The 12,754-nt window shown below is 50.0% G+C and carries 14 protein-coding genes; 8 read left to right on the forward strand and 6 right to left on the reverse strand.

The genetic code is table 11. The features are described from left to right. Positions 1–3: 3 nt before the first annotated feature. Both PY990_RS05560 and PY990_RS05565 read right to left on the reverse strand, forming a co-directional pair. Positions 4–1,068 (reverse strand): MBL fold metallo-hydrolase, encoded by a 1,065-nt coding sequence (locus PY990_RS05560; protein WP_275270779.1) that lies wholly within the window; start codon positions 1,066–1,068, stop codon positions 4–6. A gap of 17 nt (positions 1,069–1,085) precedes the next feature. Continuing rightward, entirely contained in the window at positions 1,086–1,355 is a 270-nt protein-coding gene (locus PY990_RS05565; RefSeq protein ID WP_146106701.1) for a hypothetical protein, read from the reverse strand. Positions 1,356–1,534: 179 nt separating this feature from the next. Between PY990_RS05565 and PY990_RS05570 the strand changes: the two genes are divergently transcribed. Together PY990_RS05570 and PY990_RS05575 are read left to right on the forward strand one after the other, a co-directional pair. Then, on the forward strand, positions 1,535–2,239 hold the full coding sequence (locus tag PY990_RS05570; protein ID WP_275270780.1) for a dienelactone hydrolase family protein: 705 nt from the start codon (positions 1,535–1,537) through the stop codon (positions 2,237–2,239). Between the two features lie 22 nt (positions 2,240–2,261). Continuing rightward, on the forward strand, positions 2,262–4,166 hold the full coding sequence (locus PY990_RS05575) for a hybrid sensor histidine kinase/response regulator (RefSeq protein WP_275270781.1): 1,905 nt from the start codon (positions 2,262–2,264) through the stop codon (positions 4,164–4,166). Positions 4,167–4,191: 25 nt separating this feature from the next. On the opposite strand, the gene PY990_RS05580 is transcribed toward PY990_RS05575, so the two are convergent. Beyond that, entirely contained in the window at positions 4,192–4,491 is a 300-nt protein-coding gene (locus PY990_RS05580) for a hypothetical protein (RefSeq protein ID WP_008250842.1), read from the reverse strand. An 81-nt stretch (positions 4,492–4,572) separates the two neighbouring features. Here PY990_RS05580 and PY990_RS05585 point away from each other — a divergent pair, with 81 nt between their 5' ends. Together PY990_RS05585 and PY990_RS05590 are read left to right on the forward strand one after the other, a co-directional pair. Further along, positions 4,573–5,034, forward strand: coding sequence for an SRPBCC family protein (locus tag PY990_RS05585; RefSeq protein WP_275270782.1), 462 nt, complete (start codon positions 4,573–4,575; stop codon positions 5,032–5,034). Then, complete coding sequence (locus PY990_RS05590) at positions 5,024–5,428, forward strand: carboxymuconolactone decarboxylase family protein (RefSeq protein ID WP_275270783.1); 405 nt, start codon at positions 5,024–5,026, stop codon at positions 5,426–5,428. The genes PY990_RS05585 and PY990_RS05590 overlap by 11 nt, the downstream gene beginning before the upstream one ends. 78 nt (positions 5,429–5,506) lie before the next feature. On the opposite strand, the gene PY990_RS05595 is transcribed toward PY990_RS05590, so the two are convergent. Beyond that, on the reverse strand, positions 5,507–6,283 hold the full coding sequence (locus tag PY990_RS05595; protein WP_008250838.1) for a ferredoxin--NADP reductase: 777 nt from the start codon (positions 6,281–6,283) through the stop codon (positions 5,507–5,509). Between the two features lie 206 nt (positions 6,284–6,489). Between PY990_RS05595 and PY990_RS05600 the strand changes: the two genes are divergently transcribed. Next, positions 6,490–7,434 (forward strand): alpha/beta fold hydrolase, encoded by a 945-nt coding sequence (locus PY990_RS05600; protein WP_275270784.1) that lies wholly within the window; start codon positions 6,490–6,492, stop codon positions 7,432–7,434. A 68-nt stretch (positions 7,435–7,502) separates the two neighbouring features. On the opposite strand, the gene PY990_RS05605 is transcribed toward PY990_RS05600, so the two are convergent. After that, complete coding sequence (locus PY990_RS05605) at positions 7,503–8,744, reverse strand: DUF445 domain-containing protein (protein WP_275270785.1); 1,242 nt, start codon at positions 8,742–8,744, stop codon at positions 7,503–7,505. 240 nt (positions 8,745–8,984) lie between these two features. Between PY990_RS05605 and PY990_RS05610 the strand changes: the two genes are divergently transcribed. From PY990_RS05610 to PY990_RS05620, 3 genes are all read left to right on the forward strand, one after another. Next, positions 8,985–10,193 carry a DUF445 domain-containing protein gene (locus PY990_RS05610; protein ID WP_275270786.1) on the forward strand — a complete coding sequence of 403 codons (1,209 nt, stop codon included), beginning with the start codon at positions 8,985–8,987 and terminating at the stop codon, positions 10,191–10,193. Between the two features lie 88 nt (positions 10,194–10,281). Then, the gene (locus tag PY990_RS05615; protein ID WP_275270787.1) at positions 10,282–11,256 is read left to right on the forward strand and encodes a hypothetical protein; all 975 of its coding nucleotides are present in this window, start codon (positions 10,282–10,284) and stop codon (positions 11,254–11,256) included. Between the two features lie 85 nt (positions 11,257–11,341). After that, positions 11,342–12,352, forward strand: coding sequence for a DUF2804 domain-containing protein (locus PY990_RS05620; RefSeq protein WP_275270788.1), 1,011 nt, complete (start codon positions 11,342–11,344; stop codon positions 12,350–12,352). Positions 12,353–12,355: 3 nt separating this feature from the next. Here PY990_RS05620 and PY990_RS05625 read toward each other — a convergent pair whose 3' ends face one another. Continuing rightward, positions 12,356–12,520, reverse strand: a complete 165-nt coding sequence (locus PY990_RS05625; RefSeq protein WP_040513190.1) for a rubredoxin — start codon at positions 12,518–12,520, stop codon at positions 12,356–12,358. Between the last annotated feature and the right edge of the window lie 234 nt (positions 12,521–12,754).

Here is a 12,754-nt window from a genome sequence, read left to right on the forward strand (position 1 = left end):
CTGTCAGCGTAAATTTATAGTGTCCCCATGCCCCAGCAGCTCAAAGTTGCTGGGCGCCACATTGTGCTTTTCCAGTGCAAGTTTCAAATCGCCAATAGGTTGATCAAGTGGTTCATCGGTCAACTCGAACGTACCCCAATGAATGCCCATTGATTTCGCCGAGCGTACATCTTTGTGAATTTGCACGGCCTCATCCGGGTTAATGTGCTGGGCTTTCATAAACCAGCGAGGTTCGTAAGCGCCCACCGCAATTGCGCTGAAGTCGAATGGCCCCAAGCGCTTCCCAATTTCTTCGAAGTCTTTGCTGTAGCCTGTGTCGCCAGAGAAATAGAAGTTCAGCTTGGGGTTTTTCATCGTCCAGCCACCCCACAGTGATTTGTTCCGGTCTGTCAGCGTGCGCGCAGACCAATGATAAGCGGGTACGAAGGTAATCTGGTTTTCTCCAATGGTGTGAGTTTCCCACCAGTCCATTTCCCTGACCTTTTTAACACCCCAGCTTTTCAAAAGCGACTCAAGACCAAGCGGTACAAGAAAGAGGGCATCAGGCTGCTGCTTGGCCAGTTTGACCACGGTGTTGTGATCGAGGTGGTCGTAATGACTGTGACTTATCACCACCACATCAATTTTTGGCAGGTTTTCAACACGGCTTGGCGATTGAACCTTGCGGGATGGACCCGCCCATTGCACTGGAAAGGCGCGAACTGAAAAGTGAGGATCGGTCAACAGGGTGAAGCCGTTGGCCCGCACCATGACGGTTGCATGCCCAAGCCAGGTGGCTGTGGTTTCCGAGTACTCGGAAAGCTGGCTTTTGTCGAATGCCTTTTGGGGGAAATCAGCGTAGCTGGCTAAGAATTTACCTGGAGGAGGGGGCAAATCTTTTCCGAATCGTTCGCGGTACCAACGAAGCAGGTCAGACATAGGTTTTGAAACAATGGTGCCATCGGAATTTACAAAGCCATCAGGCCTGTGGTGGGGCTTACTCGAATCAAAATAGGGATTTGATGCAGCACAACCCTGAATTAAAAAACCGGCAACGACACTCAGCACACCTGCGACTACATACTTCATGGTTCAACACGGATGAATTAGAGTTCCTTCCACTGCGTCGCCAAATAAACAGCAACAGGCAAGCCGAAGTAGAGCAAACAAAGTACTCTGAAATGGTCCATTGATTCTACCGCAGTGCTGCTGTTTGTGTTTAATTCAAGGCCACCCAGTTGTCCAGGGTTACCGGCAAAGGCCAGCTCAAGGGTGCTGCTGGTTTCAAACAAGGGTGCAATAAATGCAGGCTCAAGGACAAAAGCACAACCCAACACCCACAGCACGAAAAACACAGTGAATCGCTTGATACTCATCTTGATTACTCCTTTGACTATTTTTTGTCGCCCTGAAAACAACTGTACAATAAACACTGTAACTGTGTACAGTATTTTTTAGTTTCTGTGGTTTTTTGTAGTCTTGTACAATGCACCCGTACAAAATCAGACTGTTACAATTCAAATCCACTTGTTTTATCCATACAGAGAGGAGCTTTATGCAGTCCCAAAGAATCTTGATCAACGCCAAAGACGGCGGCCAGTTCGGTGCTTATCTGTCCCTTCCACCCACAGGCAAAGGCCCGGGTATTTTGTTGATTCAAGAAATTTTTGGTGTCAATCAGCATATTCGTGAGGTCGCAGATCAGTACGCCAGCGATGGCTTTGTAGTGCTTGCTCCAGACGTATTCTGGCGTCAGGAAGCGGGTGTAGATATTGGCTACGACGATGCCGGGTTCAAAAAAGGATTTGGACTGATGCAGGGTATGGACTTCCCCAAGGCAGTTGAAGATTTGTGTGTCGCCGCCGAAGCTTTGAGATCTCGTCCCGAAGTGATTGGGAAAGTGGCCAGCCTGGGTTTTTGTATGGGTGGAATGTTGTCCTACCTGGTGGGAACTACAACAGGGGCGGTAGACGCAAGTGTTTGCTACTACGGTGGTGGAATTCACACTGCACTTGATCGTGCTCCACAGGCCAGAATTCCGATGTTGATGCACTTTGCCGAGAAAGATGGCTTCATTCCCATGGAAGCAGTTTCCCAGATCAAAGCGGCATTTCAGTCCAATCATGGCGTGGAAATCCACACCTATCCGAACGTAGACCATGGCTTTAATTGTTGGGGACGCCCAATGTATCAACAAAAGGCGGCAGCATTGGCCAGGGGCCGATCGCTGGATTTTTTGTCCCGAGCCATCTCGGCCTGAGCCAACTTTAAAGGCGGTCTTCTTGAAAGCAACATCGGCCAGCGCTGTATCCCTGAGCAAGGTCGTCGCAAAGGCAATTGACGATTCATGGAGCAGTCATCCATTGCTGTGTTTACTCTTTGCCGTAGGTGTTCTTGCCTCGATTGTGTTTTGGACGCAGTTGGGCGACTTGGCCTGGTTTGGACAGCTTTTGCTGCTGGTCGTGGTTGTGGTGGTTTCCTATGTCGCGGGCAGGGTACTGACCCGCGCATGGATGAGTTTTCAGCTCAAGGAAAGTTTGTTGAACCTGGGCAGTCAGGACGCCGCGCCTGATTATCTGGCGGGAAAAGATTTTTTCGAAACTCTGGTTAACACGGTACACAGGTTGAATCAGCAACAGCATATGTTGCTGGCTGGTTTTGAAGAAGAAAAACGCCGCCTGCTCAGTGTCGAGAACTGCCTGAACGGTTTTGTGGTCGAGTTCAGCGTGACCGAGCAGGGGCGCGTGCGGGTCGAGAATGTCGACAATTCGATTGAACGTTTTTTCTCGCTGACCCGGGCTGAATTCATTGCCGATTGGACTCTCGTTCTTAAGCACATTGATTCAAAGTATCACGCCGCGATACGTACCGTGTTGTCGCGTCCAGAGGCTTTTCCAAATCGGGAGTCGCTGGTTTTTTCAACCACGCGGCGTAGTGGGGTAGAGCCACAATATTTCCAGTTGACACTGCAGCGCGAAGCAAAAGCGCCGGGAGTTGGCATGTATGCGGTTTGTCTTGATGTGAGCGACTTGGTGCTGGCCAAAGAGCAGGCCGAGAGCGCCGATCGCGCCAAATCGGAATTTTTGGCGACCATTAGCCATGAATTGCGTACACCATTGAATGCGATTATCGGTTTTTCCAAGCTACTTGAGGAGCAGCTGGATGACCCAGAGTTGCGTGGTGATGTTCGCAATATTTCCAGCTCTGCAACCAGCCTGCATTTGATTTTAAGTGATGTGCTGGAGTATTCGCGAATTCAGGCCAATGGTTTAAAGCTGGATCCTTCGCCATTTGATCTGGATGCCATGGTGCGCCAGGTGTATTCACTCAACCGCAACCTGGCTCTTAAGAAAAACATCGAGTTTTCTTTGGTGAATGAGTCTGAGGGCCCTTGCTTTGTGCACGGCGACGCAAACCGACTAAGGCAGGTGGTTCAAAACCTGGTTTCCAATGCTTTGAAGTTCACTGACACCGGTTATGTGAGAATGCGTTTAATGACCTCACAACCCACGCAAGGGCGAACAGAGGTTTTCATTGAAGTGGCTGACAGCGGTATAGGAATCAGTCAGCCAGCCTTGCAAAAACTGTTTCAGCGATTCAGCCAGGCCAGCCGTGAAATTAACCGCCAATATGGTGGCACCGGCTTGGGTTTGGCGATTTGCAAGGGGCTTGTCGAGCTGATGGGTGGGCGTATTGATGTGAGTTCTGAACCAGGAGTGGGCTCGGTGTTTACCGTCAGTTTGAATTTGCCGCTGGCCTCTGCCCAAGGCCAGGCCAAGTCGAGTAAGGCGGTTGAGTCGCCCTCGAGGGCGCTGAGTATTCTGGTGGTGGATGATCATCCCATGAACATCAAGTTGCTGGACCGCTACCTTGGAAAAAGAGGGCACCAGGTGGTGCAAGCCACAGGTGGTTTGCCGGCCGTGGAACTGTGCGAGAAACAGTGTTTTGACTTGGTGTTGATGGACATTGACATGCCCGATCTCGACGGGCATGAAGCCACGAAAGTGATCCGGGGATCCGAGAACGCAGCTTCAAAACACAGCTTTATTTGTGCCTTGTCGGGTTTGTCGGATGACAAAAGTATTGCCATGTCGACACAGGCCGGTATGAATTTGCACATGACCAAACCTGTTTCTTTCGAGAAGCTGGACAAATTGATTGAAGAGATCGCCCAGAAAACAGCTTGAATACCGCTTGGAAAAAAGGCTTGGCTTACACAATGCCCAGTTGCTTTTCGAGATAGGACTTTGCTTTTTCCAGCCAAATGGTGAGTGCAGCCAGCAAGTCACTTTGACTGAATGAGCAACTTTCCCCGCCGAACATGGCGGTGCTTTCCAGGCGCTCTAGAATGCTTTCAAGGGCACCTTCGAATACCGCAGGTAAATCGCGTAACAGGTCTTTTTCTTGCCGGAACGCGAAAATTAATGCGCTGGTGTTTTCAAATTCATTATTTTCGAGTGAATCTGATAGCTTTTTTATCCGCAACAGCGGATCTGCTGGTATGTTACTCATGAGTATTATTTAACCAAATTATTATTTCGGCAGTGTACTCCAGCACAAGGAGCACGGCCTGAAAACTGAGGAGAATTTGACATGGACAGCAAACTTTCACTGGATAAAACAGCCTCCGTGGCCTTGAATTACGATGCCGTTCTGGCCGACCTGGAAGCAATTGAGCCGTTGATCTCAATTTTCCCCAAACTGGAAAGTCTGAACAAGCTCGGTCCGAATACTTTTGAGTGGAAGCTTAAGCCCATTGGTGCCATGGGCGTGTCTCATGCGGTTCACTATGCAGCCACTTATGAAGTGGACAAAGCCAACGGGCGTTTAAGCTTCAAAGCCAAAGAAGGCGTGGGTAATGCAAGTCTTTCCGGCTTGTTTCAGTTCAAGCCCAATGGCAAGCAAGTCGATATTGAAATTGAAATCAACGGGCAGCTGCGGGACATCAAAGTACCTATGTTGTTGAAGGCGGCCACACCTGGTTTTATTAAAACCATGTTTGACGGTCTGGTGGATCGATTCATTGAAAAACTGGGGGAGAAGTATGGCAAGTAACAAGCCAGCCAATTACGATACAGGCAAAGCCATGCGCACCAAGGTATTGGGTGCCGACTATGTGGCCAAGGCGGTGTCAAATCCCGATGATTTTGCGGCACCGCTTCAAGACATTGTCACCGCCCATGCTTGGGGCACTGTGTGGCCCCGCGAAGGGCTTGAGCCCAAAATTCGCAGCATTGCAACAGTGTCCATGTTGATAGCGTTGAATCGTCCCAATGAATTGAAGTTACACATGCGCGGTGCAATCAACAATGGCGTTACCGCAAATGAGCTGCGCGAGTTGATCATTCACGCCAGCGTGTATTGTGGGTTTCCGGCTGCCATGGACAGTATGCGCCATGCCAAGGCTTTGCTTGAAGAGCTGGAAGCTGAGAAAACGGCTGCCAAGTAGTTGGGTGGATTTACAACTGAAAGACAAACCGGCGTTGGGAATTAATCCAGACGCCGGTTTTTTTATGGATATCTCGGATTACTTTTCAACGAATGCACGCTCGAACACGTAATCGCCGGGTTCACCCACGCCGGGTGACACCACAAAGCCCTTGGCATCCAGAATACCGCGAATGTCTGCCAGCATGCTTGGGCTGCCGCAGATCATGGCACGGTCAGTTTCAGGATTCAGGGGTGGCAAACCAACATCCTTACACAATTCGCCATTTTCCATCAGCGTTGTAATACGCCCTACGTTCTTGAACTCTTCACGGGTTACGGTGGGGTAGTAGATCAGTTTCTCTCGCACCATGTCGCCAAAAAATTCGTTGTTGGGCAACTCTTCAGTAATGAATTCGCTATAAGCCAATTCGTTCACGTAGCGCACACCGTGAACCAAAATCACTTTTTCAAAGCGCTCATACACATCGGGATCTTTGATCAGGCTCATGAAAGGGGCCAGGCCTGTGCCGGTACCGAACATGAACAGGTTTTTGCCAGGTTTCAAGTCATCAAGAATTAGTGTGCCTGTGGGCTTTTTACCCACCAGTACGGAGTCGCCCACCTTCAAATGCTGCAAGCGGGATGTCAGTTTGCCATCGGGCACCTTGATGCTGAAAAACTCAAGATGTTCCTCGTAATTTGCGCTGGCGATGCTGTATGCGCGTAGCAGTGGCTTGCCTTCAACTTCCAGGCCAATCATCACGAAGTGACCGTTGTGAAAACGCAGCCCTGGGCTTCGCGTGGTTTTGAAGCTAAAGAGCGTGTCGTTCCAGTGATGGACTTCAGTGACTTGTTCTTGAATCAGGTTTGACATGGTTGCGGCTTTAATTCTCGTAAGTTTTTCAAACGGCCCAATAATAACGCACTGCATCAAAAAACGCTGTAAGTCATTCTATTTTTTAGTTATTTGCTTATTTGGAGTTTCTACTCTAACCCGTTGGAAAGAATACGGCTTCAATGGGGGTTATAAAGTGGAGTCGAAGGTACACCACAACAATATCCAATAAGGGCACAAAACCCATGACAGAGACAAACGAAAAACAGCGGCAGATGAGCCAAATGGTTGTACATTCAGGCGATGTGGAACTGGCAGTAAGCAGCCATGGTGAACCCCACAACCCCAGCATTATTCTGGTGCACGGCTACCCAGACTCTAGCACCGTGTGGGATCCCGTGGTTGATATTTTGAAGCATCACTTTCATGTAGTCACTTATGATGTGCGCGGCTGCGGCAAGTCGACAGAGCCCGGCTGGATGTGGGACTACTCTCTGGGCAAACTTTCTGAAGACCTTCAGGCTGTAATGCGGGCTGTGTGTCCCACTCAGCCGGTTCATTTGGTAGCACACGATTGGGGTTCGATTCAAACTTGGGAAAGCGTGACTGACCATCGCTTGAAATCCCGCATTGCCAGCTACACCAGCATTTCAGGCCCATGCCTGGACCACATAGGCATGTGGATGCGAAACAGTTTTGCCGCCAACAATCGAAAAGCCTTGGGCAATGTGATGGGGCAATTGATGCATTCCTGGTATGTGTATGCCTTTCAGCTGCCATTTTTAGCGCCGACCGCGTGGAAAATGGGCTTGGACAAAGCCTGGCCAGGCATAGTGAAAAAAATGGAGGGTGTGGAACACGATACCAACCCCACGCAGCGTAAAGATGGTGTGAACGGCATTAACTTGTACCGTGCCAATATGCTGCCCCGTATCAGCAATCCGCGTTTGCGCCAAACCGAGGTGCCGGTGCAATTGCTGGTGCCGACCAAAGACAAGTTTGTAACCACCGCACTGGTAGAGTCTTGTTATCCATATGCCCACAATGTGTGGCGCCGCGACATTGATGCCCAACATTGGGTTGTGCAAAGCCATTCCGAGTGGGTTGCCAATTGCGTGTCGGAATTTGTGGAGTTTGCGGAAACTGGTCGAGAGAATCCGGGCCTCGCCAAAGCCAGGGTGCAGATATAAATGAAGTGTGATATTGAATGAAAAAAACCCGGCGTTGCCGGGTTTTTTTGTTTCTGCTGAAGCGGTGTTTATATAATGCCCAGCTTTATCATCACCATCAACTGGCCTTCACCCACCAAGCCACCCAGAATGGCGCCAGTCATAATCAAAATCCATTCTTCCTGCTTGAACACCGGGCGCAGCAGCCCCTCGAACTCCAGCGGTGTCATGGCTTGCATTTTCTTGCCCACCACGTTCTCAATATCGAGCGATGTTTGCACGTAAGTTTCGGCATGCATGATCACATCGGCAAGGCGGGCCATCAACATTTCGGAGGTATCTTGCTTCATGCGCTGGAATGATTCTGCGCCCACAGCCATCACCACGAAAGGCTTCACAATGCTGGCCTTGCTGTCCACCATTTCGCGCACGCGCTCGTCTACCATTTTTTGAACACGTTCAGAAAGAGGGCCCGCCACCATTTCACCGATAATGGTTTGGGGGGTAAGAATGTCGCGCGCAATAATTTTTGCGTAATCAGCAGCCACTTTTTGCTGGCGTTTCAGAAACAGGCCCTGAATGGTATACGAACCAAAAGGAATCGGTTTTTTGGGTTCGAATAAAATATTCAGTGCGATCCAGTCCGAAATAAAACCCACCAGGAAACCGAATACAGGCAAAATCCATGGCTCTTTCAGCAGTACCCAAAGAACCATTTGAACCACACCGATCATGAAACCGAAGTAAAGGCCTGACACACCGAAAAATTTGAATTCTTCGCGTCCTACTTCTTGGAAAATTCGGTTGAGAAGGTGTTTGTCCTTCATCAGGATTCGAATGACCAAGGCTTTCAAATCCAGAATTTGATCGATATTGCCCTTGATGTCTTCCATCACGCTTGCGATTACACCCGGCACATCTTTCTTCACTCGATCAATCAGCTTCTTCTGTGCAAAGTTGGGCAAACTTTCCCAAAGACGCGGCTGGTGCTTGGACATTACTTCTCGAATAATCGTCTCTATCACCTCCATTGCAGGGCCTTCCAGTTCTTTGCCCAGGCGTTCTGAATCCAGTTTGGAAACCACTTCATTGACCGACACAAGTTTGGTGGTAATAGTGTCGACTGCAATAGAGGCCATACGCAGTGCATTGCGCGGCACAATGCCTTGCCAGCCAAAGAAGGGAGGGATGCCCACAAACTTCATCGGGTAGAACATCATTTTGACCGCGGCAATCTTGGTGATATATCCAAGGATGGCGGCAACTACAGGGATTGAGAGGTAAAAGAGGTAGTTCTGCTGAACATCAGCGTAAATAGTTGCCCAATCCATGAAAGGCGTCCCCTTAGAATCTTATTTTTTGTTGGTAAAGTATAAAAATATATAGTCGTCGATCTATTTTTTGGACGGCTTTTTCTAATCTGTCTTGTCTCGTTCGCCAGTATAACGATCTATGGCTGCCCGCTAGGGGGTGGAAATTAGATCAATTATTTTAATAATTACTTCAGGATGATCGTTTTGGATTTCTCCTTCCTACATTTGGGGCTTCCTGTCTGGGCCGTTTTCTTGGCCATGGCAGCAGCGGGACTTTTTCTGGCCTGGTTTTTTCAGGCCGCAGCACTTTGGCTGATGTTCAATCCAAAAGAATTCAAGGGTTGGCGTATTCCTTTGTTCAGGAAACTCGGTTTACACCAGTTGGGTCTTGAGGGCTTGGGCTGGCAGGGTTTGGTGCCACACCAAAAATCGGTCATGGCTGAAATAGCGGTGCGTTTGATGACTCACAAACTACTGCCCCTGGATGAAATGATCAAGCGTATTCCAGCACAGGGGTTGTCGGATCGCCTGACCCCACCCATGCAAGAAACCGCAGACCTCGCATGCCGCGAGGTGATGCTGAAGCACAAGCCCACCTTGTGGGAGAGTTTGCCGAGCTTTTTACAGAACTCGATTATTTTCAGAATTCGCGGCATCGTGCCCGAAGTGGCCAAACAGATCATTCTGGATCTGCAAAAAAAGCCTGCTTATTACCTGAGCCTGAAAACGCTCGTTCTGGATGTGGTGACCAGCAAACCATATTTGGTTGTTGACCTGTTCAAGAGCGCAGGCAAAGACCCCATGGCTTACCTCATCCGTTTTTCACTGTTTGCCGGGTTTGTGGTGGGTGTATTGCTGGCAGGAATTTCACTGTTTGATATTCAATGGTATTGGCTGATTGTGGTGGGTATGGTGCTCGGGGCGTTGGCCAAGGAATTGGCGCTGGAAAGCCTGTTTTTCCATCCTGATCACGGCACTATTCGTTTGGGAAAGTTCACGGGTTTCTTTTTCCGCGATCAAAAACACATTGCTGAATTGTTTGCGCAAACTGCGGCACGTGAAGTGTTGACTACCGAAAATATTGTGCTGGCACTTTGCCGTGGGCCCAATGCAAAGAATTTGTCATCATTGATTGATTACCATGTGCAAAGGGTGATGGATCTTGAGTCCAGCGGTATCAAGCCTTTGCTGGTGACCATTTTGGGCGCAGAGCAGTGGGTGGCCATCAAGCGCGATGCTGCAAAAATTTTCGCCAGTAAACTGGAAGCACACTTGATGGCAGCGCGTGTGTACCTCAACGATGCCTTGAGAATTGAGGAAGTGATTGTAGAACGTTTGTCTGGCCTGCCGGCCATGGAGTTTGAGAAGGCGCTGCGCCCAGTATTTTCCCGATATGAATGGATGATGCCCTTGATTGGCGCGGTGTGGGGCGCCGTTTTGGCTGGGGTTTTACTGATCCTGATTTAAATGGAAGTAGTTTTGAATCCGCATTCCAGTTGTCAGAGTATTACTTACAAATTCGACAACACAAACACTTAAAGATTTTGGAGGCGACATGTCCACACAGGTAATTGGTTCAGTCAATGAGTTGGAAGGCCCGGTCAGCATCATGCGTGACGGCGAAACCCGATCATTGGCAGCCGGCGATTCCATCATGGCTGGCGATGTAATCACGGCCAGCGATTCCGGGCGTGCATCCATTGTTTTGTCCAATAGTTACGGCGAGCCGATTGGCAATTTGCTGGTTGCGCCCACTGGCAGCGTGATTGCAGATACCACATTGAAAAACGGTCAAACAGCACTGGTATTCGAAGCCTTGTCGGACGATGGCGTCACGATTGCGAATCTGGATCCTGATTTTGCCGAAATGGTTGAACTGCAGGGTGTTGAGCAAGCGGGTGCGGAAGGCGGCATGTTTGGTTTGTTTGGCGGGGGCTTGCTGGCAGGTGGTTCAATCGGTGGCTCGGCTGCGGCCTTAGGTGCTGGTGCGGTTGGCTTGGGTTTACTTGCTTCTTCAAGTGATGATGAAGGTTCGGGCCCGACCAATTCCACCGGTGGTGGTACTGTGGACGACAACGACGATGGCGGCAATGGCGGTGGCGATGACGGTGGCGATGACGGTGGGGGTGATGCCGGTGGCACAACCGGGACGCCTTTGGATGCAGCGGTAGATCCCGTCTTGGACGCTTTGGCAGGTACGCCCCTGGCGGCAGTTTCAGAGCCTTTGGCCGATGGTTTGGGCATGCTGGGTGATGCAGCCGGTGGTGATGGCAGCGGCGGTGGTGGCGAAACAGAAGGCCCCACAGGAACCCCCCTGGATGCAGTACTCGGCCCGGTAGCTGATGCAGCTGGCGGCGGCGGTGATGGCGATACCGGTGGAGATACCGGCAGCGGTACAACCGGCACTCCCTTGGACGCAGCACTTGATCCCTTGCTGGGCGCAGCGGCGGATTCGCCTCTGGCACCTATTACCAGCATGCTGGACCCAACCATTATTACCGATGCAATCGGCGGTGGTTTGCCGGTTTAATCAAACGCTTTGCAGTGAATTCGCCTTTCTAGCGGGAGGCAAAACGTGACAAAATCGGGCAAGTCTAACTTGCCCGTTTTTGTTTATGGATTTGATCAATGCCAAAGGTGTTCCCACTTGGGGGCGGATGTCTGACTTGCCCAGCCATATCAATTGGCAGCAGTACGATGCGCGCAATGCCATGGGCGCGAAACGCATGGACTGGCAACGGCGTTTTCTGTTTAAGCACTTTGATTTTTACGGTGTGCTGGGCCAGGGTTTTACATTTGGCTGTGGCATGGTTCGCCTTGGCCTGCTGAATTCAACATTTGCGTACCTTCACACCGCACAGGGTTTGCATCGAGTTCAATTTGATATGCCTTTGGATTTGGGCTTTCAAAGCGACTACAAGCCAATTGGTCAAAGTACCTGGACTCACCCATTCAAGACAAATCACCAGGTGGTGGCAGTGCGCGGGGAAACATCACGTTCGCTGAACTTCAGGTTGGGTGATTCATTTCACGGCCAGGTCTCCATTGATTGTCGCAAATCTGAAACCCTTGCTTTGAATACGCCTGTTGCCAACACAGGTTTCGCCTATGCACAGAAAAGCAGTGGCGGGGCTGTTACTGGCCATGTGCATTTGAACGGCGTTGATTACCTGATCGATCCAGAGAAAGACGGTTGTTACCATGATTGGACCGCCGGTTTTTTGCGACGCGAAACCTTCTGGAATTGGGCATGTGCCAGTGGCCGTGCTGCGCCCGGTCAGCCTTTGCTTTCACTAAACGTGGCACGTGGGGTGAATGAAACCAGTGCGCACGAGAACGTACTTTGGGTCAATGGTCAATTGAATAACCTGCCGCTGGTTCTTTTTGAGTATGAGCGTGACAATATTCACGCACCCTGGCGAGTGTATTCGCAGTGCGGCGCTGTCGATTTGCAGTTCACACCTCACGGCAGCATCGACGACCACCGAAACCTATTGGTCTTGGCCAGTCGGTTCAATCAGTGTTTTGGTGAGTTCAGGGGCACCGTTACTCTGAAAGAGACCGGTGCCACCTACTCACTAGATGGTTTGACGGGGTGGTGCGAGGACCATTACGCCAAGTGGTAGTGCTTAAACCTCAACCATTTCGAAATCGCTCTTAGCCACACCACAGTCTGGACAAAGCCAGTCTGCTGGTACATCGGCCCAAAGTGTCCCGGCGGGAATGCCCTCTGAAGGCATTCCGGCAGCCTCGTCATAAATCAAGCCGCAAACGATACAAACATAAGTTTTCATTTCAAGATCTCCAACAACATTTGAATTTTTGTGCCGCAATGCTATCAAGTTGTGTGAAAAAAAGTTGGTACGACGCTCAAGTCATAGGAAATGGCGATGGTTTGATGATAACTAATAGATTTAGGGTAAACGACAATCATTAGAACGCAAGGCTTTCTGTTGGGTGTAAGCCTGCTGTGTGAAAAACAGGCTAGACTCACGCCTATACAAACAAAGACCATACCAGACAAGATT

This window comes from Limnobacter olei, from assembly GCF_029087225.1.
Lineage (GTDB): Bacteria > Pseudomonadota > Gammaproteobacteria > Burkholderiales > Burkholderiaceae_B > Limnobacter > Limnobacter olei.